29 protein-coding genes and 1 tRNA gene are annotated in these 23954 nt (G+C 58.9%); 22 read left to right on the plus strand and 8 right to left on the minus strand.

All coding sequences use genetic code 11. From position 1 onward, the window contains the following. Positions 1-3: 3 nt before the first annotated feature. The 8 genes from sctR to sctW are packed head-to-tail and all read right to left on the minus strand — an operon-like array spanning position 4 to position 8007. Complete coding sequence (gene sctR / locus ACLBW8_RS18545) at positions 4-657, minus strand: type III secretion system export apparatus subunit SctR (protein ID WP_064450589.1); 654 nt, start codon at positions 655-657, stop codon at positions 4-6. Then, positions 654-1670: a FliM/FliN family flagellar motor switch protein gene (locus tag ACLBW8_RS18550; protein WP_447806014.1), complete on the minus strand. Its 1017-nt coding sequence runs from the start codon at positions 1668-1670 to the stop codon at positions 654-656. The genes sctR and ACLBW8_RS18550 overlap by 4 nt, the downstream gene beginning before the upstream one ends. Further along, positions 1667-2125 (minus strand): type III secretion system HrpP C-terminal domain-containing protein, encoded by a 459-nt coding sequence (locus ACLBW8_RS18555; RefSeq protein ID WP_447806015.1) that lies wholly within the window; start codon positions 2123-2125, stop codon positions 1667-1669. Before ACLBW8_RS18555 ends, ACLBW8_RS18550 begins: the two co-directional genes overlap by 4 nt. Further along, entirely contained in the window at positions 2122-2565 is a 444-nt protein-coding gene (gene sctO, locus ACLBW8_RS18560) for a type III secretion system stalk subunit SctO (protein ID WP_447806016.1), read from the minus strand. Before sctO ends, ACLBW8_RS18555 begins: the two co-directional genes overlap by 4 nt. Next, complete coding sequence (locus ACLBW8_RS18565; RefSeq protein ID WP_262666967.1) at positions 2552-3910, minus strand: FliI/YscN family ATPase; 1359 nt, start codon at positions 3908-3910, stop codon at positions 2552-2554. The genes sctO and ACLBW8_RS18565 overlap by 14 nt, the downstream gene beginning before the upstream one ends. Continuing rightward, positions 3907-4806, minus strand: coding sequence for an FHA domain-containing protein (locus ACLBW8_RS18570; protein WP_447806065.1), 900 nt, complete (start codon positions 4804-4806; stop codon positions 3907-3909). Before ACLBW8_RS18570 ends, ACLBW8_RS18565 begins: the two co-directional genes overlap by 4 nt. Positions 4807-4843: 37 nt before the next feature. After that, a complete protein-coding gene (sctV, locus tag ACLBW8_RS18575; protein WP_447806017.1) occupies positions 4844-6937 on the minus strand; it encodes a type III secretion system export apparatus subunit SctV in 2094 nt (697 codons plus the stop codon). Next, positions 6934-8007, minus strand: a complete 1074-nt coding sequence (gene sctW / locus ACLBW8_RS18580) for a type III secretion system gatekeeper subunit SctW (protein WP_447806018.1) — start codon at positions 8005-8007, stop codon at positions 6934-6936. The genes sctV and sctW overlap by 4 nt, the downstream gene beginning before the upstream one ends. Before the next feature lie 263 nt (positions 8008-8270). Here sctW and ACLBW8_RS18585 point away from each other — a divergent pair, with 263 nt between their 5' ends. The 22 genes from ACLBW8_RS18585 (at position 8271) to ACLBW8_RS18690 (ending at position 23893) form a co-directional block, all read left to right on the plus strand. Then, entirely contained in the window at positions 8271-8822 is a 552-nt protein-coding gene (locus ACLBW8_RS18585; protein ID WP_064450581.1) for an RNA polymerase sigma factor, read from the plus strand. A gap of 394 nt (positions 8823-9216) precedes the next feature. Beyond that, positions 9217-9474, plus strand: a complete 258-nt coding sequence (locus tag ACLBW8_RS18590; protein WP_447806019.1) for a DUF6124 family protein — start codon at positions 9217-9219, stop codon at positions 9472-9474. Between the two features lie 114 nt (positions 9475-9588). Further along, positions 9589-9665: transfer RNA gene (locus ACLBW8_RS18595), tRNA-Met, on the plus strand. A gap of 170 nt (positions 9666-9835) precedes the next feature. Then, on the plus strand, positions 9836-11077 hold the full coding sequence (locus tag ACLBW8_RS18600) for a tyrosine-type recombinase/integrase (protein ID WP_447806020.1): 1242 nt from the start codon (positions 9836-9838) through the stop codon (positions 11075-11077). A 129-nt stretch (positions 11078-11206) separates the two neighbouring features. Next, entirely contained in the window at positions 11207-12205 is a 999-nt protein-coding gene (locus ACLBW8_RS18605; RefSeq protein WP_447806021.1) for a hypothetical protein, read from the plus strand. 117 nt (positions 12206-12322) lie between these two features. Then, a complete protein-coding gene (locus tag ACLBW8_RS18610) occupies positions 12323-12589 on the plus strand; it encodes a helix-turn-helix transcriptional regulator (protein ID WP_447806022.1) in 267 nt (88 codons plus the stop codon). Further along, positions 12589-12888: a helix-turn-helix domain-containing protein gene (locus ACLBW8_RS18615; protein ID WP_447806023.1), complete on the plus strand. Its 300-nt coding sequence runs from the start codon at positions 12589-12591 to the stop codon at positions 12886-12888. The genes ACLBW8_RS18610 and ACLBW8_RS18615 overlap by 1 nt, the downstream gene beginning before the upstream one ends. Beyond that, positions 12885-13358, plus strand: coding sequence for a Rha family transcriptional regulator (locus ACLBW8_RS18620; RefSeq protein WP_447806024.1), 474 nt, complete (start codon positions 12885-12887; stop codon positions 13356-13358). Before ACLBW8_RS18615 ends, ACLBW8_RS18620 begins: the two co-directional genes overlap by 4 nt. A gap of 475 nt (positions 13359-13833) precedes the next feature. Continuing rightward, positions 13834-14097 (plus strand): hypothetical protein, encoded by a 264-nt coding sequence (locus tag ACLBW8_RS18625; protein WP_447806025.1) that lies wholly within the window; start codon positions 13834-13836, stop codon positions 14095-14097. After that, positions 14094-14603, plus strand: coding sequence for a hypothetical protein (locus ACLBW8_RS18630; protein ID WP_447806026.1), 510 nt, complete (start codon positions 14094-14096; stop codon positions 14601-14603). The genes ACLBW8_RS18625 and ACLBW8_RS18630 overlap by 4 nt, the downstream gene beginning before the upstream one ends. Before the next feature lie 106 nt (positions 14604-14709). Then, a complete protein-coding gene (locus ACLBW8_RS18635; protein ID WP_447806027.1) occupies positions 14710-14997 on the plus strand; it encodes a hypothetical protein in 288 nt (95 codons plus the stop codon). After that, on the plus strand, positions 14990-15217 hold the full coding sequence (locus ACLBW8_RS18640; RefSeq protein WP_447806028.1) for a hypothetical protein: 228 nt from the start codon (positions 14990-14992) through the stop codon (positions 15215-15217). Before ACLBW8_RS18635 ends, ACLBW8_RS18640 begins: the two co-directional genes overlap by 8 nt. Further along, positions 15214-16095, plus strand: a complete 882-nt coding sequence (locus ACLBW8_RS18645; RefSeq protein WP_447806029.1) for a toprim domain-containing protein — start codon at positions 15214-15216, stop codon at positions 16093-16095. Before ACLBW8_RS18640 ends, ACLBW8_RS18645 begins: the two co-directional genes overlap by 4 nt. Next, positions 16082-17884: a DUF927 domain-containing protein gene (locus ACLBW8_RS18650; RefSeq protein WP_447806030.1), complete on the plus strand. Its 1803-nt coding sequence runs from the start codon at positions 16082-16084 to the stop codon at positions 17882-17884. Before ACLBW8_RS18645 ends, ACLBW8_RS18650 begins: the two co-directional genes overlap by 14 nt. Positions 17885-18220: 336 nt before the next feature. Further along, positions 18221-18529, plus strand: coding sequence for a hypothetical protein (locus ACLBW8_RS18655; RefSeq protein ID WP_447806031.1), 309 nt, complete (start codon positions 18221-18223; stop codon positions 18527-18529). Beyond that, entirely contained in the window at positions 18526-19134 is a 609-nt protein-coding gene (locus ACLBW8_RS18660) for a hypothetical protein (protein WP_447806032.1), read from the plus strand. The genes ACLBW8_RS18655 and ACLBW8_RS18660 overlap by 4 nt, the downstream gene beginning before the upstream one ends. Further along, positions 19121-19621 carry a hypothetical protein gene (locus tag ACLBW8_RS18665; RefSeq protein ID WP_447806033.1) on the plus strand — a complete coding sequence of 167 codons (501 nt, stop codon included), beginning with the start codon at positions 19121-19123 and terminating at the stop codon, positions 19619-19621. Before ACLBW8_RS18660 ends, ACLBW8_RS18665 begins: the two co-directional genes overlap by 14 nt. Before the next feature lie 12 nt (positions 19622-19633). Continuing rightward, positions 19634-20236, plus strand: coding sequence for a tail assembly protein (locus tag ACLBW8_RS18670; protein ID WP_447806034.1), 603 nt, complete (start codon positions 19634-19636; stop codon positions 20234-20236). A gap of 48 nt (positions 20237-20284) precedes the next feature. Continuing rightward, a complete protein-coding gene (locus tag ACLBW8_RS18675) occupies positions 20285-20707 on the plus strand; it encodes a hypothetical protein (RefSeq protein ID WP_447806035.1) in 423 nt (140 codons plus the stop codon). A gap of 164 nt (positions 20708-20871) precedes the next feature. Further along, the gene (locus tag ACLBW8_RS18680; protein ID WP_447806036.1) at positions 20872-21837 is read left to right on the plus strand and encodes a hypothetical protein; all 966 of its coding nucleotides are present in this window, start codon (positions 20872-20874) and stop codon (positions 21835-21837) included. A gap of 171 nt (positions 21838-22008) precedes the next feature. Continuing rightward, positions 22009-22716, plus strand: coding sequence for a hypothetical protein (locus ACLBW8_RS18685; protein ID WP_447806037.1), 708 nt, complete (start codon positions 22009-22011; stop codon positions 22714-22716). 706 nt (positions 22717-23422) lie between these two features. Then, positions 23423-23893 carry a hypothetical protein gene (locus ACLBW8_RS18690; RefSeq protein WP_191951294.1) on the plus strand — a complete coding sequence of 157 codons (471 nt, stop codon included), beginning with the start codon at positions 23423-23425 and terminating at the stop codon, positions 23891-23893. The last annotated feature ends 61 nt before the right edge of the window (positions 23894-23954 follow it).

Below are 23954 nucleotides of genomic sequence, written 5' to 3' on the forward strand. Positions count from 1 at the left end.
GGCTCAGAGGTAAGAAAGGAAAAGGCTGTCGAGCAACCGCGACCATCCGGAGACGAGCACAAACAACAGCAACTTGAGCGGCAGGGAAATGGTCATGGGCGAGACCATTTGCATGCCCAATGCCAGGAGCAGGTTGGAGACAATCAGGTCGATCACGATGAAGGGGATATAGATTAAAAACCCGATCTCGAACCCCGCCTGCAACTGCGACAGCACAAATGCCGGCACCAGCAGGATCAGGTCCTCGCGCAGGACTTCCTGCGCCATCTGCGCCGGCCACATGCGCGCGGTATTTTCCAGCAAGTGCGTCAGCACATCCGGGTCAACGTTGCGCAGCATGAATGCCCGCAACGGCTTAATTGCTTCAAGCCCGGTCTGCTGGAGCGTCTGCACGTTGGTCAGGTTCAACGGCGTGACCTTGACGGCCTCGGCGATCTCGTACCCCACCGGGGCCATGATAAAAAGCGTCGCGGCCAACGCGATGCCGTTGATAGCCATGCTCGGCGGCACTTGCTGCACACCGATGGCATTGCGCGTAATCATCAGCACAATCACGATCTTCAAGAACGCCGTGCACACGATCAACAACATCGGCATCAACGACAATGCCGCAAGAAACAGCGCGAGAACGAGAGGGTCTACCCCCTGAAAGCTCATCGAGAAACCATCACTCGCGTTAATTGCAGACCGAGCCGCCCGTCCACTTCGACCAACTGCCCCTGGCCGATAGGCCGGTCGCCGTAATAGAGCCCGGCCATGCCCGGCGCATATCCGCCGAGCCCCAGCACCGCGCCGGGAGCAAGATTGCGCAACTCGCCGAGGGTCAGGTTCAGCGTCCCGCAGCGCACGTTGAGGGCCATGCTCAATTCATCGAACGGCTCGTTGCCGAATACATCCGCCACCGGCGTATCGTCCTCCTGCCCAAGGTAGTGCTGCTGCGCTGCAAAATCCTCATCCACAAACATGTCCTCAATAGAAGTTAGGGTCAGGCATAACGGCCCGGACTCATCATCAATACGCCCATGCAGGCGTTGCCTGCCGACCTGCACATAGCCGTCGCCCTGCGCTTGAAAAAAACTCTGCTCAAGCAACACCACGTCGCCCGCACGCAGGCTGCTCACTTGCGTAATGGGCAACTGCAGGCGCCCCAGTGGCACGGCAACAGTCACTTGAAACAACGCGGGTAGCGGCCGGGCGACAGGCTGCCAGGGCCCCGCTTCGCACAAGGCGAGAAAACTCTCGGGGGCCAGCCACAGATAACCCACGACCCTGGACGTGCCCAAGGTCACAGTGAGGCTGCAGCCGAAGTCCGAAGGGTGCTCAGTCACCCGCAAGCGCAGGTAACCCAACAACCCGCGCACCTGAGTGCTGAGGTGGTGCTGGAACAGCTCCCAAAACCAGGAGTCCGGATCGTTGCCCGACTGCGCCAGCGTCACCGGGCACTCGCCCATCAGGCTGAACAATGGCCCGGGCTCACCGAACGCCAGCACCCCGCAGGCTGTCTCGAAGCACAACGGCTGGATGCCCACCGGGGCAGGCCCGGGCTCAAGCAGCAGCTCACCGCTCTGCTCGGCAACCTGAAACGGCATACGCAAGCCATGCCCCATCCGACGCCGTGCAGCCACCGCGTCAGCCCTGACCGTGGGCAGGTTCAGCAACGACGCCATCATGCCGAGCCCACACTGGCCAGGCTCAAGCTCACCGGCACGCCCATGCTCTGTTCAAGACCTTCCTGAAAGCGTTGCCGTACGCCGTCAAGCCAGTGCGCGGTGGACGCTTCCTCCGCCGCCAGTTCAATGCTCCACGCGCCCGGCTCACGGCGCACAGTCGTGTTGATCCGCCCCAGGCGCGGCAAGTACAGGACCGCCACCAGCGGCCACTGCGAGGCGCCCAGCACACGCGGCGCCAATTGTTCGGTCAACGCTTCGATCATGGCCACCTGGGTGGAGGCCTTGCGCCCGGCCAGAGAAGCGCCGCCACCGCGCCTGTCACCGCTATCGTCAAACAGCTGGGTAAACAGGCGGACGTGTTCCCACGGCACCGCGAGCGCATTGCCCTGTGCGAGGTCGTTGCGGGGTGCTCGCGGGCGCGGGCGTTTGGGCGGGCTGGTAGACACCTTGGTCATGTCGGCTCCTGAGCCAGCAAAATGGACAATTCCTGAAGTTTTTCGACTTGGCGCAGGCTTAAGGTGACCTGCTTCTGGGCACTGTCGATTTCAATTTCCTGCTGCTCCCGCTGGCCTTGCAGCTCATGCAATTGGCCTTCCTCGCGCCGGGTGCTGGCGGACAATGTCTGCTCTTGGGCACTCCAGGCTTTGAGCGCCTGAAAGGTCAACACTTGCCCTTGGTGTTCGCTGAGCATTTGCGCACTTTGCTCGGCCTCATCCAGCCGGGTTTGTTCAAGGGTGTCCTTTGCTTCGCGGATGTTCGCCAACAAGGCCTGCTGAGTTCTTTTGGCCTCACGCAGCGCGCGTTCGGCACGGTCTGCACGGTGCCTGCGCAAGCGTCGCAGGGTCTCTATTTCGCCAAGTATCGGGTCCGCAGGAGGCGACTCAGAATGGGACATACGCGGTCAGCTCTGTCAGTTGCTCAAGGGTCATCGCGACCGGCGTGGGCTCACGCAAGTCCTGACGCAAAAAACCATCGACTGCCTGGCGGCTGTCCACCGCCATATCGGTCAGTGCATCGCTGCCTGGCTGGTATTCACCCAACTTGAGCATCAGTTCGATCTGTTGATAAGCCGACAGCAGGCGACGCAACGCCGTACCGGCCTGAATATGCCCAGGCTCTGCGACGTTGCTGAGAATTCGTGAAAGGCTGGCCAGCACATCGACCGCCGGATAATGGCCGCGCTCAGCCAGCTTGCGTGACAGCACGATATGCCCGTCCAGCAGCGAACGAACTTCATCCGCCACCGGATCGCTCATGGAATCCTGCTCGATCAGCACCGTGTAGATCGCCGTGATCACGCCGTCACGGGTCAGCCCGGCGCGCTCGACCAGGCGCGGCAGCAGGCTGTAGACCGACGGGGGCAAACCGCCACGGCCCAACGGTTCGCCAGCGGCCAAACCGATTTCGCGCTGGGCCCTGGCAAAACGCGTCAATGAGTCAATCAACAGCAGCACCCGCTTGCCCTTGCGCCGAAAACCTTCGGCCAGCGCCGTCGCCGTAAAGGCGGCCCGGGCGCGCTCCATGCTGGAACGGTCGGACGTGGCGCAGACCAGCACCGCCTTGGCACGTAGCGCGTCGTCCAACTCATGATCGAGAAACTCGCGCAGCTCGCGGCCCCGTTCGCCGATCAAACCGAACACAATCACATCGCAATCAACGTTGCGCGCGATTTCGGCCAACAAGGTCGTCTTGCCGCACCCCGCGCCCGCAAACAAACCGACGCGCTGGCCCTCGCCCAAGGTCAGCAACCCATCGATCGAGCGCACGCCGGTGGCCAACGCCCGGTTGATGCGTGGGCGCTCCGTGGGTAAAGGGGCCTCGCACAACACCGGGCTTGCGTCACCGCTGGCGGTTTCGACAAACGCACTGGGCCCGTCGCCCGCAATCGGTCGGCCAAAACCATCCAGCACCTGGCCCAGCAAGTCATCACCGACGCGTACTCGGTGCGGCACGCCCAGACGCTCCACGCCGGCACCCACCCGCACGCCTTCGAGATTACCCAGGGCACTGAGCACCGCATCCTGCTGATCAAAACCGATGATTTCGGCGAGCATGTCGTCACCCGGTGACTTCTCCACCCGGCACAAATCCCCGATGCGCGCCTCGGGCAATCGGCATTGCAACAGCATGCCGTTGACGCGTTGAATGCGGCCACGCTGAATGACGGGCGCAAAGCGCGTCAATGCCTGGGACTGACGCTGCTGCCAGGCTTCCAGACGCTCTTGCAGGTTATCGTTCACCAGCGCACCTCATAACGTTGTGGCCCATCGAAAACCACCTTGTTGTTATCGATAAGCACCAAGCGCAAACCGTCCACTTCGTCGCCCACAAAGAGGCGATCGCCTTGCTCCAGGACCACGTGGCCGTTCGGCCCGCCGACGATTTGAAGAATCTTGAAAGGCAGCGTCCCGTCGCTGACCCGCACACGGCTCAACACCGGCACGGCGGTATCAAACTGCTCGCCAAACCGGCCGAGCATGCGTGCCACCAGTTCCACGTCGTCCTGGGGGACTTCGCCGTCCAGCACAATCTGGCCATTGATCACCAGCAAGCTGACCTTCGGGCCCAATTCGCGCTCGCCGAGCATTTTCAGCAGTTGCTGACGCACCTCGAAAGGCGAGGCCAGCTCACGCTTGTGCTCCAGCGCCGGCATCAATGACGCCTGCGCGTCGCGGTCTCCGGTGGAGGCGATACCGACCGCCACGAAGATGACGGCCAACACCAGCACCAGGCTGATCAAGTGCTTCTGCCGCGACGGTGAGAGGGAAGACAACGTCAGCGTCGACGGTGCCTCGTGATCGGGCGCAACGGGCACGGGCTGGGGGGCAGGCGCCTGGGGCCAGGGATGGTCGGCCGGGGTGACACACAGACGAATGGCGCCAACCGAAAAAGGGGTATCGAGTGCCAGATTGGCAATCTGCGCCAAGATCAGGCCATCGGGCCCCTGAAGCAGCCCCGCCTCTGCCTGGACCGACCAGCATGAACCGATGTACCGCAACCGTGCGTGATGCTCGGCAATCCCGGCGTCGTTGAGCAACAGGTCGGCGTCGGCATGCGCACCGATACTCCATTGTTCACCGAACAAGGGCAGCGCGGCGCCCTGATGCAAACCATCCAATACACGCAGCTCGAACATCATCGTGCCCTTCCCGGCACCGGCAGCAATAACGTATTCATGCCAACGCCCCGCGCATCAACGCGTCCTGGGCAAGGTCGAAACGCCCCAGCACTTTTACCTTGGAGGTGCTGCCCAATTCGGCGAAGGACAGCACCGGCACATGGTTGAATTCTTCGAGCAACAGAGTGCGTAAGGGGCTGCGCAGATCCTGCGCCACCAGCATCACGCTTTTAGTCTTGGGTCGCAGGGTAAAGGCCTGGTTGAGCAAGCTGACCAGCGCCGCGCTGCTGTCATTGTCGAGCGCAAAAAACACCCCCGTCTGCGTCTGGCGCAACGCCTCACGCAGGATGTTCTCGGTCTGCGGCGCCAGCAGCCAGGCGTGCAAGCCGTCTGTCTCACTGTACTGGTGAAAGATCTGCGACTTGAGCGCAATGCGCGCGTAGTCAGCCAAGGCCTCCGGCTCACGCTCGTGCTGGCCATACTCGATCAACGATTCGACAATCAACCGCACGGCGCGCAGCGGCACACCTTCGCTGGCCAGGCGCTGCAACACCGCCGAAAAGCGCGACAACGGCATGATGCGCTGCAGCTCCTGAACCAGCTCGGGTTGATTGCTTTCAAGCCAGCCGAGGATCGACTTGCTCTCCTGGATCCCGAGAAACTGCGGCCCGCTGAGCATCATCGATTGGGTCATGCGCTCAACGATCAAGCTCACGGCGCTGAAGCGCTCAAGCTGCGGATCGTCAAGCAGCGGATGATCGGCGGCCAGCCACACCCAATCCTGTTCCTCACGCTCGGGCAGCCCCGGCACGCCGTTGTCCGGTTCGTCTTTCAAGGTCGAGCGCGCGACCGCCACTCGATGGCCTTGGGTGGCCTTGACCATTGGCACTTCATGCACGCAAAAACGCATTTCATCGTCGGCCAGGGAGGCGTCGAACTCGACCTCAAACGGCGGAAGGGTCAAGCCAATCCTGGCGACGATGCCGTTACGCGCTTTGCGAATCTCGTGCATGAGCTCTACCACCACGTCTGTGCCACGCAGCACGGGCGGAAACTGCAAGAGGTAGGGCCGCGAGGGATCGAAACCTCGCAAGTCCACAAACCCGTTCTCTTCCGGCGCCATCTCGACGGTGGCGCCGGCCTCTTCCTGTTCCTGGCGTTGACGCTGGCGCACCAGGTAAAAACCCAGGCAGCCGGTGATCAGCGCAATCAGGATGAACACCAGCGTGGGCATGCCGGGCAACGCCGCAAACGCGAGCATCCCGACCGAAGCGATCATCCAGCTCTTGGGTTCGCTGGTCATCTGGCGGGCAATTTCGGTGCCCATGTTGGTGATGCCCTTGCGTCCATCGGGTGCCACGCGGGTGATGATCATGCCGGCCGTCAACGAGATCAGCAGCGCGGGAATCTGCGCAATCAGACCGTCGCCGATGGTCAGCACCGAATACAAGGCGATGGAGTCGGCGGCGCTCATGCCGTGCTGGAACATGCCGGTGGAAAAGCCGCCCAGCAGGTTGATCAACACGATCACCAAGCCGGCGATGGCATCGCCCTTGACGAACTTCATGGCCCCGTCCATGGCCCCGAACAGCTGGCTCTCACGGGACAACTGGTCACGCTTGTCGCGCGCCTGCACGCCGTCGATCAAGCCTGCACGCAAGTCGCTGTCGATGGACATCTGTTTTCCGGGCATCGCGTCCAGGCTGAAGCGCGCCGCCACTTCGGCAACCCGCTCCGAACCCTTGGTAATCACCAGGAAGTTGACCAGGGTGAGGATCATGAAGATCACCAGCCCTACCGCCAGGTTGCCGCCCACCACGAAATTGCCGAATGCCTCGACGATATCACCAGCGTCCTGTTCCAGCAGGATCAGGCGCGTGGTCGCAATCGACAGCGCCAGGCGAAACATCGTGGTCAACAGCAGGATCGACGGAAACGAAGAAAACGCCAACGGCCCCGGCAGGTAGAGCGCCAGCACAATCAACAGGCAGGAAATGCAGATGTTGAGTGCGATGAGGATATCCACCAGCCAGGTGGGCAACGGCACGATAAAAATGAACACGATGGCCAACACCACCACCGCGCCAAGGACTTCGGCACGTTGTGCAGCCTTGAGCATCCAGCGGTTGAGGGTCGCCAGGACGGTCACGCCAATGCCCTCGGATCACTGCCAAGGCGCGCCTGGCCGTTCTCCAGGCGGGTGAACTCATCCATCACCAGCAAAAAGTTGTGCAGGCCCTCCTGGCGCCCCCGCGTGTCACGCCACAACGCCATGGGCAATGTTTTGAGCACCGGGTAGACCGCATTGAGCGAGGCCAATTGGCTGGCCGATTCGACGCCCGCCAACTCATCCGCCAGCCGCTGGACCTCGGATGGGGCGATGCCATTACCGGCGTACCCCAACAGACGCTGCAACAGGATAACGGCGTCGTGTTCAACCTTCAGACGCTGGATCAACGTGCGACAACTGGACAACACGCCACCCAATTGACCGCAGCTTTGCAGGCCCAACAGCAGCGTGCGCAACTTGGCTGTCGGAAGGGACGAGGCACAGGCCGCAATATCATCTGCCAAGGCCCGGCGCATGATGTTGAGCCCGCCAGAAAACTGCTCACCCCCATACAGGCCCAACAGCGCCTGCATCATGCTGGCCAGCGACTGGCGCACGACCACATTGGCGTAGTACAGCGCACGTACCGCCTGGCGCTCCTGCGGATCATCACTATTGGCCTGCAACGCCATCGCGATATTGAGGCCCGCCTGGATTTCCCGCTTGTAGCGAATTTCCAGCTTGGCCAGTGCATCACGTGCCAGCGCGGCTTCCGTCTTGCGCACCTCCGCTTCTGCCTGGGCCGTAATCTGCCGCAGCACCACATACGTACGCGCCGGGTCGCCCCCCGTGAGGTCCAACAACTTTTCCACACTCGGCTGCTGCTGCAAGTGCTGCCTGACTTGGCGAGTGATGGCTGCCAGGCTCGTCTGAGCGGGGTGCCCCAACTGATCATAGAGTTGCGCAAGCTGTTCGGTTGGGGTCACACGCACGCCCATCGCACGCTGGTTCAGTGCCTTGCTGGTGAGCGCCACTTCCTGGCTGAAAATGCTCGCGAGCTCGTCGATACCCGGTGCGGCGACTTGCGCTCGGACGTGGGCGGCCTTCTCAGGTGCAGGCTGTTCTAGGCTCTGGACTTTGTGCAGATCATGGTTGAATTCGACTTTCATGGGCGTGCCAGGACAGGAAGTTTGTGTCCCTATGTGGCAAGCCGGTGCCATACGGTTCCATCGAAATCCCTCCATCGCGGTTTTCTGAAAAAACCGGCACGAAGCGAGCAAGCCTTTTGCAAAAAACTGCGCAAAAACGCCTTATTTCAAAATATTTATATAATTAAATCAGCAAGTTGCATGATTTTTTCGCTTGGCACAGCCAGTGCTAAAGGGGTTCCCGTCGAAATTATTTCGATAGCGTCTACCCTGAGGAAAAAATCGTGAATATCCCTATTGAAGCTTTAGCGCAGCTCGTTGGCGGCTCGCCTCAATTCATGCTCGAACTGACGGACGACCAGCAGAAGAAACTCCGACGTTTTATCCATAAACGCGTACTCAACCCCGAAGATGCAGACGACATCCTGCAACTGACGTACCTGGAAGCCTGGCGTAACCGGGAGCGGTTCAGTGGCCAGGCCACCCTCAGCACCTGGATGTGCGGCATTGCGCAAAACCTGATCCGCAACCACTTCCGGCGGATGTATGCCAAACCGGTGCATTGCGAATTCGATGAGTCGCTGTGGCACGGCCAAGAGGAAAACAACAACCTGGATTGGGAATTCGAGGTCAACCGCAGGCTGGAGAAAACCCTGAGCGCCATCGACCACCTGCCGACAGAAATGCGCAGGACGTTGTACGCCTCGCTGGAAACCGACGGCAGCTATCAGGACACTGCCGACGTGTTGGACATCCCCATCGGCACCGTTCGCTCACGCCTGTCACGGGCGCGTGAACACCTCAAACGCGTCACGCACAACCCGCTGCACCCGTAAACAGCCCTGGGGGCAAGCGTTGGGCAGCAGGGATATCTGCCCAACCGACTTCAGACCTTTGCGTACGTAACAACCAGACCACCAGCGGCCCGCGCCGCGCCGCAATGACCCCGCCAACACCAAGCCTTTGCCCGAAGCACACCCTGGTAATCATCCCCCTATTGCCCGGTGCCTGCTCCTGAGCATCTACCCTACGAGGGCGTTAACGACATCGCTTGTAAAGGGCCAGCAGGGTAAGTCTCTTTAAATTGCAGGACGTTTCCTGAAGAGCGTTTTTGGGTTGTTCCGGCGTAACCAGCTGACTAACCTACGATCCGCCACGTAAGAGCGGCGAGGGTTTAGCAGCCCAAAATCAATAGGTGACAACTTCGTTAAATTAGACTGGAGTTACACCATGACCAAAGCGCTCCCCGCCCCACCCGCAGACTGCCTCATCGTCAACGAAAACCTCAGCTTCGAAGACGCCCAGCTCTACCTTTCCCACCTGATCCACAGCGCCAGCTCCACCGTCCTCGACTGCGGCGACCACCTGCAACCCCACGACCGCGCCAAGATCCACGCCGTATGGCACTTGCTGGAAATGGCCAAGGCCGTGATCGACCGCTCGATTGAAAGCCTGCACCCGCGCACGGCCTGTCCGGCGCACGAATGACAAGCCACTCGTCGCCAGAACCGGCAATTTTGGTTAAACAGTTGAAAGCGTAGAAAAATTTTCAACAAAAGTGCTTGACGCATTCCCGTTCTACGCGAATAATGCGCGCCACTTGGCTACATAGCTCAGTTGGTTAGAGCATAGCATTCATAATGCTGGGGTCCGGGGTTCAAGTCCCTGTGTAGCCACCAAGTACCGGTTTACAGATGTCTACATGAGTCTCTAAACCACCTCAAGAAGCCCGCCTAGTGCGGGCTTTCTTGTTTCTGGCTATATCTCCTTGTATCCCCCTATACCTTCCCTCCGTGTATCCCCCTGTGTATCCTCGACAAATAATTGAACCGAGGGGATACAAGCCAAAATGAAGCGATCCGAGATAAAACGCCGCCCCCTTTCCGATACCGCATTGGCCGGCCTGGAGCCTGATGCCAACGAGTATCGCGAGCTAGACGGGAGCGGCCTTTATTTCCGCGTGAAGCCTGATGGCCAAAAGTCCTGGCAGCTTCGCTACAAGAAGCCGGACGGCAAATGGTCATGGCTTGGGCTTGGCGGTTACCCCGAGGTGAGCGGATCAGTCGCCAGGCAGAAAGCCGCCGAATTGCGCACCGACGCCGCCGACGGCAAAAACCCTATCGTTACCAAGCAAGCCCGCAAGAAAGCAGAGAGGGACATCGCCGGCGAGACATTCGAGCCATTGGCAAGAGAGTGGTACGCCTCTCGTCTCACCAACTGGGACGCAGGCACCGCCAAGCGAATCATCGGCGCCCTGGAACGCCACGTCTTCCCGGTATTCGGCAAGCGCCCCTATGCCGACATCACTCCGCTTGAGTGGATGGAGTTTCTGCGCGGCATGGAGCAGCAGGGAATCCTTGAGCAAATGAGCCGAGTGCGCTCGTACTGCAGAGACGCCTACGACTTGGCCAGGGTAACCGGCCGGGCAACCCACAACCCGCTCGAGGGGCTACAAAAATATCTTCAGTCAGGCAAGGCCGAGAACTACGCCCACGTTCCACCCGATGAGCTTCCCGGCCTGATTCGCGCCATCGCAGCCTATCCACACGCCCACGATGTGCGCCTCGGTCTGCGCCTGCTGAGCTTGTTCGCCGTGCGCCCCAGCGAGCTACGCGAGGCGCGGTGGTCGGAATTCGATTTCGCCAAGAAGGTTTGGACAATCCCAGTCGAGCGCAAAGGCCGCAAAAAGGGACTTGAGCACCTGGTTCCGCTTTCGTCTCAGGCGATCGAGGCGCTAGAGGAACTGCGCCAGTACACCGGCAGCTATCCCCTTCTGTTCCCTGGCCGCAGCGACCACACCAAACCACGCAGTGACACCGTGTTTCTGATGGCTCTACGCCGAATGGGATATGAGGGCAGACAAACCGGTCACGGCTTCAGGCACATCGCGTCGACAGTACTCAACGAGAACGGCTTCGACGAGAACCACGTCGAGGCACAGCTATCGCACAAAAAGCCTGGCGTTGCCGGCGTCTACAACAAGGCCCAGTACCTGCCGCAGCGCAAGGTGATGATGCAATGGTATGCGAACTACCTCGACGGCTTAGCGGGCGGGATCGTTATTCAAGGCGACTTTGGCAAGCGGGCGTGATTCAGGACTTTCCTCGCTTGTGTAGACAGTTATAGACTGGAAGCATAACTGTTTGGATATACAGCCATGCACCGAAATTTGAGCTGGCCGCTCTGTCCACAGCCGGACCAGAGCTGATAGGAGATTTGCGTGAGATTCCTGAAAGATCCTGAGCCGATAATTTTTGAAGACCGCCTTCATTACATGATGATGTTCGGCCCAAGGCCGGAGGGGACGCCATATAACGATTATGACCCCTTCGCACCTTATTACTATTGCCCAGACGGACTGGGTTTCAATATGGTTTATCAGGACATCGTAGAGCTTCTTAAAAGCCTCACTACGTCTGAGGTTGCTGAGCTTCGAAAAAAGATTATCAGTTGCACCGATGACGCCAGAACGCACTATCGAGCTTACATAGCGGACGCCCTGCCCAACCGAGCTGCTGATGAATACGACGACGCCGCGAAGTACATGCACGAAATGCGTAGGTACGAGCTTCTGAAGATGTTCCCTCCTGAAGATCTTTTTCTGTCCACTGGTACGAAATTCTCGGAGGCACAGCTCTGGGCGGTCTATGCGCTGGAGGAGTTTCAGGCAGCAGTAAATCTCGCAGAAATCCCTCCGTTTGCAGACGACAAGAAGTCGATGGCAAAAAGTCAGTACATCGAGGATATGTTGGAGCTTGAACTGCCAGGCCTTGCTAGGAAACAAAGCCCTCTTGAACGAGCAAGAAGGGCAGTGCGTCGTCAACGCTCGACAATGATGGACGCAGGCTTGAAGTTAATATTCGCAACGAAGCACATACAGTACGCGCTGGTGCTAACCCACTCGAATCGAATTCAGCAAGAAAGAGCCGAGCACCTGGCGATTAAAGACAGTCGAATGAAAGGCCTCAAGGAGATAAATAAGCTGAAAGATCAGGCTGTCGAGAAAGCGCTCAACTTGGCGGATTCAAAATGGAAAGAAGACTCAACTCAGTCCATAAGAATTGGAGAGATGGCCGATATTGTGTATCGCGCACTCGCAGAGCAGGGCTTAAACGTAGCGCTGCCAGACACGAGCGATCGGCTAAAGGCTTGGATTAAGCCCGTCGCGCCTGATTACGCCAGGAAAGGCGGACGTAGTCGAAAAACCGTCCAACCGTAACGGATATTACGTTTTCCATTACGGTTAACTGAATAACCGTTACAGCGGCTGAATTTTTTCGACGTAGTAGAGTGCTCATCCTGTCTCCCGCCATCTACAGCAAACGGGAAACAGAATATGAGCACCACATTCAATTCGCAGACTACTGCTACGACCGTTCACCAGTTCGATCCGAACACAGTCATCATCCGCATTAGCGAGCTGTCGGCGATCACCGGCTACGCCCGCCCCACAATCTACAAGCGCCTCAAAGACGATCCGACCTTCCCCCGCCCCGTCCCGCTGAGCGATAGCAAATCGCGTGGGGCACCTGTCGGCTGGATTTTGGCTGAGGCGCAAGCCTGGGTGCGCCAGCGCATCGCTTTGCGCGAGGTGGCCGCCTAATGAACAAAAAAAAGGCCGACCAACAGGCCAGCCACAAAAATACTCGCGTCGAGAATACCAGTGGAACCGCGCAACGCGCTCGCCTTTGGGAGCGCTTACAGATTGGCCCGATTGATACCTTCACCGCCATCCGCGAACTGAACATCGTTCGCCCTGGTGCCCGCATCAATGAACTGCGCGCCCTGGGCCACAAGATCCTGACACACCGCCTCACGCTGACCGACGATCAAGGGCGCACACACCAGGGCATGGCGCTCTACTACCTCAGCACCAACCCGCCGACGGGGGTGACAGCATGAACACAATCATGGTGACTCAAATCGGGGGCGAGCCTCGCGTGGATAGCCGACAACTCGCCGAGCAGTTGGACAACAAACACAAGAACTCCATGGCACTGATTGAGCGCTACTCCGAAAAATTCAAAGAGTTCGGCTTGCTCGCGTTTGAAACGGAGGCAAGGCCGGCGGGCCAGCATGGCGGTGGTGATGTGCGCTTCGCCCTGCTCAATGAGGATCAAGCGTTCTTCCTGCTGTCGTTGTCCCGCAATACCGACCGCGTTGTGGAGCTGAAAGCGAGCCTGATCATGGCGTTCCGCGAAGCTCGGTATGGGTACGCCTTCCACACATTGGAGGCCCGCAAGAAGGAAGCCAGCAACAGTGGTCGCCGGCTGGCTCACTGGCGCTATGACAAGCCAGGCGTATACGCGCACGTCGCTCATTTGAGGGAGCAACTGAAGCTGCCGCTCGGTTTTGAGGACTTCCGCCCATGACAGCTATGCTCATGATCAGCGATAAAAGGTCGATAACTTTTCTTGCAAGCAGTCGTGCTCGTCGGTATGGTTTGCCCGTCACTGCAAATTCAGTGACCGGGTTTTGCAGCCCGAATATCGTTAGGCGCATAAGCGCCACCGTCTCGATAGCTGGCGCTTTTTTCATGGCCGCTATTTCGTTTTATGGTGGCTGTGCGTGGGGCGCTCTCGAGCGCGCCGGGTTCCTAACGTCCCGGTCTGCAAACCTGCGTACAGCCGCCACCCAATTCTGTTTTGCAGCAGGTAGTGGCGGTTCCTCAACGTTAGGAGCCGTACCGATGAATCACGCCCTCATTACGCCCGCAATTCGCGCATTTGCTCACCGCCGCATGGCACTGAGCGCCCTCCGCGCAAACTCATCACTTTCCGTTCGTCTCGCCCGTTACAACTCCCACATGGCGATCGCTCGTACCCTGGAGTCTGCCGAGGGTGCGCAATGAATACTCCCGCCCGCACCATCCAAGAAATCGCCCACGACACGCTTGAGGATCTCGAAAGCGCCCAGATCGCTCTGCGCAAGGTTGAGGCCGTTCTCTATGCCGCATTGGCAGACAAGGGCACGAGTCAGCACGTCCGCAATCTGGTAGATGTCGCGTGGAACCTAGCCGCTGACGGCGCCAACACGGCCGACTGCAACCGCGAGCAAATCGTCGCCGCGCTGTCCGGGTGTGTTGCGCTGGGCGCCGGGGGTGATCAATGAGCCGCTCCTACAAGGCAATCGCCGAGACTGCCGTCCAGGATCTGTACGAAGTGACCAGCGCCCTCGATAGCGTGCGCGCAATCTTCACGCTGATGCTTGAGACCTTCCCCGAAGACAGTACACCTCACGCTTTCGCACAGTTGGGCACCCTCGAGATAAGCGACTGGAACACCAAGGTTTATCAGTGGTGCGAGTGCATGGAAAACGAGCTGGATGATGCGAACGCCGAGGCGCAGAAGGCATCGCCATTGCCCCACTACCTGCTGGACCTGCGCAGCAACGAAGTGGCCGAGGTGATTTCTGCCGAGCGCACACACGCTACCCGGTGGTGGACGCACTTGAACGAGATGCGGCGCCGCAAGGAACTGCCTGACTGGGTGGCGGCGGGCGTCGGCACGCATGATGAACACGATCTGATGCTGGAAAGCCGGAAGGCCGTCAATCAAGCCCTATTCGGATCGGCCGACCTGGGCGGCGTTCAGCCATACCGCGAGGTCGCCCTATGAACCAACACATGCGTTCACATTCGATCTTTTTTATCAGCTTCACATTTTGCCCAAAGCCAACGCGTACTCACGCGAAGCGCCGACACCCTGACCTAAGAGGTTAAGCATGAAAATTCAAAACGGCGCATCTGCGTCGACGGGATCGGCTTGCCCGAAAAAAGCCACAGAGCTTTGGTTCGTCACCCACCCGAAGGTGCCCAAGGCTTTGCTAGGGCCGTTCTTGAGCGAGGCCGACGCAGAGTGCGGGCGCGTAGTTATGCGTAGTGCTGGCGCTCACGTAACGGCCTGTCTCGCTGACGGGATCGACGACATCACCCGCTGGCATGGCGTGAATAACGGCCAGGTTTGCCGGGCCTTTGCTGGCGCTGATCGCCGGGAGGTCGGCCATGGGTAGTGTGACCCCAATCAAGCGCAAGGGCAGCGGCATACCGCCCACCACGGGCGCCCACATAGACAGCACCAGCTATGCCCTGCTGGTGGAAACCCTGATCGGCTTCCTAGAGCTGCGCATCTCGGAAGGAGACCAAGGCCGCCACTGCGATGAGCTGGAACGCCTGACTCAAAACCTGGAGAACTTGGCCAAGCGGTTTACACCGCCGAAGGGGGCCGCATGACTGACGCAACGATCCTATTCCGTGATGCGCTCCAGGCTGTCTATGGCCCTCTCGACTGGGTACCAGAGCCCGACGGTGCAATTCACCGATTCCGTGTGCCGGAGGATAAGCCCGGCTCGCTCAACGGCTGGTATGTGCTGTACCTGGACGGCATTGCATCCGGCGCGTTCGGCAGTTGGAAAGCCGGTGGCGCCAGCACCTGGTGTAGTCGCGAACCGGTGGACGCCCGCGAAGCGGCCCAAATCTGCGAGCGGGTCGACCAGGCCCGGCGCCAACGCGAAGCCGAGCAACACCGGCGCCAGCAGCAGGCCGCCGAGAAGGCCAATTACTGGTGGCGCAATGCGCGCCGCGCCTCACCCGACCACCCGTATTTGGTCGCCAAGGCTGTTCGCTCCTACGGCCTACGCCAGCGTGGCGCTGACCTGCTGATCCCTCTGTACCTGGATGGGCGCTTGGTCAACCTGCAAAGGATCGGGCCGGACGGCGACAAGCGCTTCCTGTTCGGCGGCCGGATCAAGGGCGCCTATTCGCCGCTGGGCATCATTGAGCCAGGTTCTGTGCTTTGCATCTGCGAAGGATGGGCGACGGCCGCCAGCCTCCACCAACACGGCGGCTACGTCGTTGCCGCGGCCATGAACGCGGGCAACTTGATCCCGGCGGCGATGGCCCTTCGCGCTCGCTACCCGGGCCAGCCAATCGTCATCGCCGGCGACGACGATCGGCTCACCGATGGCAACCCGGGGCGCGCAGCGGCAAACGCGGCGGCCGCGGCCGTGGGCGGCCAGGTGGCTTTCCCCGAGTGGCCGGAAGGCGCCCCCGATGACCTCACCGACTTCAACGACCTCGCCAACTGGAAACTCGCCCATGTCCAAGCCTGACACCAACGTGATCAACCTTCGGCCGGACGCCGCGACCATTGCGCCAGATCGCCCCTGCTGGGCGGTGTATGAGCATTGGGTGATCAATGAGAAGGGCCGCAAGCTGCGCCCGGGCGTTTACTGGCATAACTTCAAGCGCGCCGCCGCTGACCTGGACGACGCCGAGGGCGATACCGGCGGCCGGCCTATCACCGATGAGTGGATCTCCAGCCCCGTCACAGTCGTCGCCCGCACCACCAACAGCGACGATGGCAGCGAAGGCCGGTTGCTGCGCCTGGTCACCGAGGGCGGCATCAAGGAATGGATCATCGCCATGGAGGTGTTCGGCGGCAGCGGCGAGGACGCCCGGCGCGCCTTGTTCGGGATGGGCGTCATTATCGCCCTCAAGAAACGCGGCACGTTCATGGAGTACCTGCTCGACCAGCATCCTGCAGAAGTGTTTGCCACCACCAGCCGGCCAGGCTGGCATGAGTCGGGCGCTTTCGTGCTGCCAGGGAGAACCATCGGCAGCACCAATGTTCGGTACCAGGCCAGCAACAAGGCCCAGGTACTTTTCAGCCTGCGCGGCGAGCTGGCGCTGTGGCAATCGGAGGTGGCCGCCAAGTGCGCGGGCAACCCGGTACTGACGCTCGCGATCGGCTGCTCGCTGGCAGGCCCGTTGCTGAGTTTGGTGGGCGTGCTGGGCGGTGGTGTTCACCTGGTGGGCGATAGCTCGAGCGGTAAGTCGCTGGCGCAACTGATCGGATCGTCGGTATGGGGCGACCCGGGCGTGTTCGCCGCCAGTTGGGACATGACCAAGGGCGGCCTGGAGATCGAGGCGTCTAGCCGCAATGACACCATCCTCCCCCTGGATGAGATCAAGCGTGCTGATCCCAAGCGCGTACAGGAAATGGCGTACTCCCTCGCCAACGGCCAGGGCAAAGGCACCATGACCCGCGAGCGCGAAGGCCGCGCCAAATTGAGCTGGCGCCTGCTGACACTCTCCAGCGGCGAGCGCTCCCTCTCTGAGCACGCGGCCATATCCGGCAATGCCGCCCACGCTGGCGCTGAGTTACGCATGGTCGACGTGAACGCCGGTACCCGCACACACCGGGCCTTCGACGAATTGCACGGGCTTGAGGGGGCAGACTTTCACCGACAGCTCACGGTGGCGGTCGGCGCCCACCACGGCCACCTTGGCCCAGCGTTTGTGGAGTGCCTGGTCGCCGCCGACGATAAGCCCGGGCTGCTCAGTGACTTTGACGGCATCCGCGCCCAGTTTGTCGAGGACAACGCCCAGGCTGGCCGCGTGGCCGACCGGTTCGCCGTAATCGCGCTGGCGGGCGAAATGGCCATCGCCTATGGCTTGCTGCCTTGGGAGCCCGGCACCGCCCTCTCAGACTGCCGTTTGCTTTACGGGGAATGGCTCTCCCGTGTCGGCGGGGGCAACGCAGAAGACCGCCAGATCCTCGCCGGCATCATCGACTTTATCGACAAGCACGGCAGCAGTCGATTCTCCGATGTCGACGCATCAGAGGTGGACGCCAAGGTATTCAACCGCGCCGGGTACTGGGAGCTGGTGGCCGGCAAGCGGCTCTATCTGTTCAACAAGTCCGCACTGATCGAGGCCGCCCATGGGTTCGGTCTCACCCGAGTGGTCAAGGCACTGGAGGTCGGCGGAGCCCTGGCCAAACGCGACACCGACCGCGATAGCCGCAAAACCAAAAAGTACCGCATTCCTGCCGGTGGATCGGCGCGCCTGTACGTGATCGACCCAGAAGCCATGGACAGCGAAGGGGGCGGCGCATGACCACCATATCCACCAAGTATGAATGCCCGAGTTCACAGGAACCTATAAACGTGGGGAACAGGGGGAACGGGGGAACAGCCAGTAAAACCGTGAGTTGTGGCCGTTCCCCCTTATTGAATGTATGGGGAACAGGGGGAACACAAACATGTTTTTGAATATAAGCGTGTCCGCGTTTTCCAGAATTTGGTTATCACCGTTCCCCACAAAAAAACTTGGGGAACAGAAACCCCCTCTGAAAGCCCCGGAAACATTGGCTGTTCCCACTGTTCCCCCGTTCCCCCAATTTTTTTCTAGAGACACATATGGGCAATGGAGCAATCAGGCCGAGGTGACGCCATGAGTCTACTTTCCGGCTTGCTCGATCACATGCCGCCAGCCATTGCCAGTACCGACGCGCCAAAAATGGATAGTCGGCCTCGCCCACGCCTGGTGCTGGCCAACCCTGTCGAGCGCACTCCCCGGCTCATCACAAGCCCACACGCAAGCGCCGCCACTGCCACGCCCGAATGGCGACACGCCCGTGACCATTACCTCAACCACATCATGGTTTGTCGGAGCTGCTACGCGCCCACCGGCCGCCATTGCACGGCTGGCGCCCACCTGCGCGCCAGCTACGACGCCAAACCTATGGAGGCGCACCAATGACGCCCAGCCTTATCACCCGCTTGTGCAACATCGGTATGAAACCCGGCATCAGCGCCGCCACGCAGCTCATCACCACCCGGCGAATATGTCGCGCCATTGCTGACCAGCTCGAAGTTATCCGCAGTGATCGGCGAGCCCTCCGCCGGCAGGCGGGCAAGTTGAAAGCGTTTCTCCCCTTCACCCGGCAAGCTATTGCTGAATTGGAGGAGCGAGCCCAGGAACACCAAGAGGCTGTCCGCAGTGGAGCGTGGAGCGCACTTGCTGGATTCGGCCAATCACTGATGTTCGACCGTGAGGGACTGGCGCAGGCGCTGGGCTTCGACCAGATGTGCGACCTGCTCGGCGTCAACCCAGTACATCGCGATCGGGCCAGCGCAGACGGTGACACCAGCCTTCGCGGAGTGGCCTACCTATCCCAACTGGAGGACAGCGCCGACCGCAAGAGCCACGAATGGGGCGCCGGTGGCCCGCTGTATCGCGCCTGCCACGCCGCCATGATCCGGTTCATCAGGGAATGTCCAGAAGACCAACTACCCGACCCATTCGCCCCTGGCGCGCCGTTCGGCCCAAAGCTGCCGCCAGCACTAAGCATTGTCGGCAAATGACCATTTTTCGCGCCACGTTTTGCGAATCACGAAATCGTGGCGCGACACCGAGCAACACCGCCGGGCACCAGCCCATGACCAGCGCCAGCGGCGCAAAGAGGAAACCATGACAGACCAAAACAGCAACGCAACGGGCCAGGCGCGCACGCACCGGAAGCGCTTCGTCGAGGCGTGCAAGTTGACTGATTTCGCGATCAACCCGAAAGCGGTGGCGGGGTATTACGTCTGGGGCGTCGACCACATCGTCAAGGGTGGCCGTAAGGAGATCGACGGTCCGTATTACACCGAGGACGAGGCTTGTATAGCAGCAGATCTGATGAAGCCAATAGAGCCGTTCGCTCGAGCGTTTGTGTCAACCCATTGCTGGGCGTGGAATCCAGACCCGCGCCGCGAAAAGGCTATCCGTGACGACGCCATGGCATCCCGAATGATGCTCGCCATGCAGATCGGCGCCGAAGTACCAACCCACACCACCAGCGACAAGTAGGAGAAACAAATCATGGCCGCACTTTCGATTGAATACACCCCAATGAGAAACATCAGGCTCTGCGCGCAGTTGCGACAATTCGGAAAGTCTTACCCGCTCGCCGTCCGCACGCCAGCGGAAGCCATAAAAGCCTTATGCGTGCAGATCCCCGGGCTCGAGAGATTTATCTCCAACGCCAAGTCGAGAGGTCTGGAGTTTGCAGTGTTCGTGGGCAAGAAGAATGTCGGAGAGACGGAGCTGGGTTTCCAGGGCGCAGGCGACATCATCATTGCGCCCGTGATCACCGGCAGTAAGCGCGCAGACTCTCTTCAAACCATTGTTGGCGGGATATTGATTGCAGCAGCATACGTGCTGTCTTTCACCCCATTCGCTGCCGCGTCACCTTTTCTGTATTCGGCAGGCGCCGCAATGTCCATCGGCGGGATAATTCAGATGCTCAGCCCTCAAGCCAGCGGCCTGAAAACCAGCGCCGCGCCAGAGAATACTCCCGGCTACGCCTTCGGCAGCGCCAAGAACACCACCGCATCCGGCAACCCGGTACCGCTCTGCTATGGCAAGCGGCGGGTGGGTGGCGCAATCATCAGCGCCGCGATCTACGCCGAAGACCAGATGTAGGCCCCCTGTGGCGGTGCTAAAGTGGCCGCCTCATGGAAAGGAGCTCTCATGCTGAAAATTACCGCTGTTGCCGCCCTGGTTGCCCTGATGGCCGGCTGTGCTACTTCTCCGGTACCAACGAAAACCGCTGTTGCGGTACCTCCTGAAAGGATTCTCGCATATCAGACGAACTCCCCAGGTACCGGCACACTGTCGGTAACCAGAGACTCTGGCCATACGGGAAGTCTTTGCTCGGTGGGCCTTTTCGTAGATGGAAAAGTGGCCGCATTACTCAAGCCTGGAGAAAGGGTTGCCCTTCACGTCCCTGCTGGCTCGGTTGTTGTCGGCGCGGCATACCAAGGAAGCGGCATCTGCGGGATGGGTGCGGACAGGCAAGAGCGTGAGGCCATCGTCACGGGCGGAAAGGTGAAAAACTACCGCATATCAACGAGCGGTGACGGTGTTTTAGACATTCTCCCCACCACGCTGTAACGGAAAGATAAGGCCGCCTCCTGGCGGCTTTGTCACGCTTTGAGTCAGACGATATGGTCTCACTCAGACCAAATCGTCTGTTTCACCGAAAGCCTCCATCCAAGACGTTGTTTCAAATTGCTATTGAAGCCGCATCGTCAAATCATCTGTTCAAGGAGAGCACCATGTCGATGATGAAAAACGCGGTCGATTCCATCTGGATCGGCATGGAAGACTTCCACGACGACGATCCACGACGAGCCGTCTCGGCCATCCGTAACTTTTATGCCGGCATCCTCTTGCTCTTCAAATGCAAGCTGCAAGAGCTAAGCCCAGAGGGTTCAGAAGAGGTGCTGCTAAAGAAGAATATCCTTCCCGTAATCGACCCAGCGACAGGAGAAACGACATGGATCGGATCAGGAAATAACACTGTCGAGGTTAGGGACATCAGAGATCGATTGAAGTCTCTCGGGGTGGAGGGTATCGAATGGAACCGCTTGGAGAACCTTCAGAGGATTCGAAATAATATAGAGCACTACTACAGCAAAGATCCCGTTGAACGAATGAAGGAGGCTATTGCAAGCGCGCTTCATTTGATTATTCAGTTCTGCAAGCCTCATCTTGGAAAAGATCCAGTCCAAATCCTAGGCCAAGAGTGCTGGGATTTGCTTCTCGGCGTGGCGTCTCTCTATGAGGCTGAGTTAAAAGCCGCAAAAGAGAACCTTGAGTCTGTTGATTGGCCATACCCAGAAGTAAAGGACGCCATTGATTATATGAGGTGTCCTGACTGCGACTCACAGCTCATCAAGGTACTAGACCCCACAGATCTTGGTGCTGGCATCGAATTCGTTTGTAGCAGTTGTGGGTCAAACTCTTCATATGAAACCGTCATAACCGCAGCCCTGCCTGAAAGCATGGAAGGTGCCAACTATGTGAGCGTCAAGGATGGAGGCGATTCACTTATAGAGGACTGCCCCATGTGCGGAGAGGAAACCTTCCTGGTCGCGCAAGGTGAGTGTGCCGTGTGTTTTGCAGAACTGGAATACAACTCATGCAAAGCGTGTGAAACGGGTTTGAGCGTGGATGAACAACATTTTGAAGGCCTGTGCTCATACTGTAATTACAAGCTCGGCAAGATGATGGCGGAATAGAAGCGGTGCCTGGCAACCACTCAGGTAACCACCAAAAGTAACCACTCTGCCTGGTTACCAACCATCATTAATCGCTGCCAGAAAACCGTGCGACCTCGGTAAGCCTTGACTATTGTCAACAGCTCGGCCGGATAAGCATACGGCAGCAATCAGCCAATAGGAGAGCTAGGCATGACGAAATTTGATGAGCCCTTTCACGTCAATCTCGACACCCAAAAAGTAATGATTGGGGGTAAGAGTCTTGATCAAACGAGGAGCGATCAAGAAGCGGGCGTTGCTCGGATTGGTGGGTTTTGGCGTCGCCCGAATTACTTTGAAGCATACCTACACTCAGCATCTCTATTGATCGAACAGGGACGAGCGACTGGGACACTGGATGAAATAGGGCTGCCCGCCTTTTACCTCCAGAGACACGCCATCGAATTATTGTTGAAAGGCCTGCTGTCATCGCTGACCAGCATCTCCGACCTTCGCAACGAATTAGGACGATCTAAGCAGCAACCAAGCGATGATCTAAAGGATGCTTTGCGCAGAAGTCATAACCTCAAAAAGCTCCATGGGCACATCCTAGAGTTTGGCAACGTGCTTGACGTCCCACTGCCACCAGTGGAGCTTGGTATTTTGATTGAGGATATGGGTCGATTGGAGATAACGGAAACCTGGTCTCGGTACCGTTCGTCTTCTGAAAGGTCGAAGGGCGGCACACGCATAAAGGTCGAACACATTTCAGAAGAGATTCAGATCCCTATCGTTGAACTTCAAGAACGACTAGATGCTATAGCGACCCTTGTGTCGGCACGCGAAGCCTTCGGCGAGGCCTACGAGGATGAGCTGGATGACATCTGGGCGCAGCTGAATGCCGATCTGGGCCGGGCATAAAACTCAAGCCGAGGAGAGAGGAACTTTACTAAGTCGCTGCCGTTAGCCAGATCCTGCGGCATCCACCGGTTGCCACTTAATCGCCTGATGCGGTGACCATGCGAGTAACCACCAAAATCGAATCACCTCGCCTGGTTACCAACCATCAAAGGGATCTCCGTCACAGGGTCGCCAACCTTCCGCCAACCATTGACAATTGTTAACAGGGTTAAGGGTTGACCAACCTCACACGGGCTAACTTCTGCTAACAGGTGGCGAGCGTTACCAATGAATCCAAGCCGGCCTGACCTCAACATTTCTCAACATCGAGCCAGGCTTGCGCACTCGATCCGATGTCAGGTTTTGTCAGATTCACGACCTGAAAAAAGGTTAAGTTTTGTTAAGCCGCTGGCGCTGACCAAATCACAGAAATCAGCCAATTGCTGCCCCTCGCGAGAGGCATAAAACGGCCAAAAGCGGTCATCTTGTGAATAAGAAAACCAAGGGCAATTTATTTCTTTGGAGCAATAGACGAGGCCGCCGGAGCTGCCAGAAACCGCTCAGGCCTTCTAAGTGCGCTAACTGGGGCGAGGGAGACATCGGCACGACAATGAGGTATCCGCATTTAGCACCGAAGCACCTACTTGATGCGATCAGACTCGGGTCACTGGCTGATAGTGGCGCAACGCCGTTATCATGATGCTCTAAAATTGACCTTATGGTAGCTATGGATAAGCGCAAGAGGCTGTATCAAGAGTTTTTCATTGCTTTGGCTTTGGGAAGCGTCCCTACCTTCATCGCGTACTGGTCAGGCGGGGTTAAGCTGCTGGACGCCGCGGTTAAGGCTCAGATGCCGCCTGATAAAGTACTCTGGTACCTGATCACTTTGCCGGCGCCTTATCTCATAGCAGTCCTCTTCGACCGCTTTGTTTGGAAGAAAACAGAGCTGATCAAAGCTCGTTCTGCATTCTGGCGCTCCACCTGGACAGAAGTCGGGACAGCACTCCACTCGCTGTGGCGTGTGTTGGTAGGACTTTTCTTTGCTATCCCGGTTCTTTGGTGGTGGTACGAGCCCGAAACATTTCAGCTCTCAAAGGCTAGCTTTTTTATCGTCTGGGGATTCGTATTGTTGGCACAATGCTGGTTCTTTTCTCTTGGAAGAAGCCTGCTTGAAGGGCGCGTGCGCCAGCTTTTCTGATCCCGCTCACGAATCTTGAAGACGACTTACTGCACTACGGCAGAGCAACGAGGATTTAACT

This window comes from Pseudomonas sp. M5A4_2d, assembly GCF_053345295.1.

Excerpts from the sequence above, each read along its gene's own strand:
- sctR (WP_064450589.1), bottom strand. The coding sequence starts at position 657 with ATGAGCTTTCAGGGGGTAGACCCTCTCGTTCTCGCGCTGTTTCTTGCG.
- ACLBW8_RS18550 (WP_447806014.1), bottom strand. The coding sequence starts at position 1,670 with ATGATGGCGTCGTTGCTGAACCTGCCCACGGTCAGGGCTGACGCGGTG.
- ACLBW8_RS18555 (WP_447806015.1), bottom strand. The coding sequence starts at position 2,125 with ATGACCAAGGTGTCTACCAGCCCGCCCAAACGCCCGCGCCCGCGAGCA.
- sctO (WP_447806016.1), bottom strand. The coding sequence starts at position 2,565 with ATGTCCCATTCTGAGTCGCCTCCTGCGGACCCGATACTTGGCGAAATA.
- ACLBW8_RS18570 (WP_447806065.1), bottom strand. The coding sequence starts at position 4,806 with ATGTTCGAGCTGCGTGTATTGGATGGTTTGCATCAGGGCGCCGCGCTG.
- sctW (WP_447806018.1), bottom strand. The coding sequence starts at position 8,007 with ATGAAAGTCGAATTCAACCATGATCTGCACAAAGTCCAGAGCCTAGAA.
- ACLBW8_RS18590 (WP_447806019.1), top strand. The coding sequence starts at position 9,217 with ATGACCAAAGCGCTCCCCGCCCCACCCGCAGACTGCCTCATCGTCAAC.
- ACLBW8_RS18600 (WP_447806020.1), top strand. The coding sequence starts at position 9,836 with ATGAAGCGATCCGAGATAAAACGCCGCCCCCTTTCCGATACCGCATTG.
- ACLBW8_RS18610 (WP_447806022.1), top strand. The coding sequence starts at position 12,323 with ATGAGCACCACATTCAATTCGCAGACTACTGCTACGACCGTTCACCAG.
- ACLBW8_RS18615 (WP_447806023.1), top strand. The coding sequence starts at position 12,589 with ATGAACAAAAAAAAGGCCGACCAACAGGCCAGCCACAAAAATACTCGC.
- ACLBW8_RS18620 (WP_447806024.1), top strand. The coding sequence starts at position 12,885 with ATGAACACAATCATGGTGACTCAAATCGGGGGCGAGCCTCGCGTGGAT.
- ACLBW8_RS18625 (WP_447806025.1), top strand. The coding sequence starts at position 13,834 with ATGAATACTCCCGCCCGCACCATCCAAGAAATCGCCCACGACACGCTT.
- ACLBW8_RS18630 (WP_447806026.1), top strand. The coding sequence starts at position 14,094 with ATGAGCCGCTCCTACAAGGCAATCGCCGAGACTGCCGTCCAGGATCTG.
- ACLBW8_RS18635 (WP_447806027.1), top strand. The coding sequence starts at position 14,710 with ATGAAAATTCAAAACGGCGCATCTGCGTCGACGGGATCGGCTTGCCCG.
- ACLBW8_RS18640 (WP_447806028.1), top strand. The coding sequence starts at position 14,990 with ATGGGTAGTGTGACCCCAATCAAGCGCAAGGGCAGCGGCATACCGCCC.
- ACLBW8_RS18645 (WP_447806029.1), top strand. The coding sequence starts at position 15,214 with ATGACTGACGCAACGATCCTATTCCGTGATGCGCTCCAGGCTGTCTAT.
- ACLBW8_RS18650 (WP_447806030.1), top strand. The coding sequence starts at position 16,082 with ATGTCCAAGCCTGACACCAACGTGATCAACCTTCGGCCGGACGCCGCG.
- ACLBW8_RS18655 (WP_447806031.1), top strand. The coding sequence starts at position 18,221 with ATGAGTCTACTTTCCGGCTTGCTCGATCACATGCCGCCAGCCATTGCC.
- ACLBW8_RS18660 (WP_447806032.1), top strand. The coding sequence starts at position 18,526 with ATGACGCCCAGCCTTATCACCCGCTTGTGCAACATCGGTATGAAACCC.
- ACLBW8_RS18670 (WP_447806034.1), top strand. The coding sequence starts at position 19,634 with ATGGCCGCACTTTCGATTGAATACACCCCAATGAGAAACATCAGGCTC.
- ACLBW8_RS18675 (WP_447806035.1), top strand. The coding sequence starts at position 20,285 with ATGCTGAAAATTACCGCTGTTGCCGCCCTGGTTGCCCTGATGGCCGGC.
- ACLBW8_RS18680 (WP_447806036.1), top strand. The coding sequence starts at position 20,872 with ATGTCGATGATGAAAAACGCGGTCGATTCCATCTGGATCGGCATGGAA.
- ACLBW8_RS18685 (WP_447806037.1), top strand. The coding sequence starts at position 22,009 with ATGACGAAATTTGATGAGCCCTTTCACGTCAATCTCGACACCCAAAAA.
- ACLBW8_RS18690 (WP_191951294.1), top strand. The coding sequence starts at position 23,423 with ATGGATAAGCGCAAGAGGCTGTATCAAGAGTTTTTCATTGCTTTGGCT.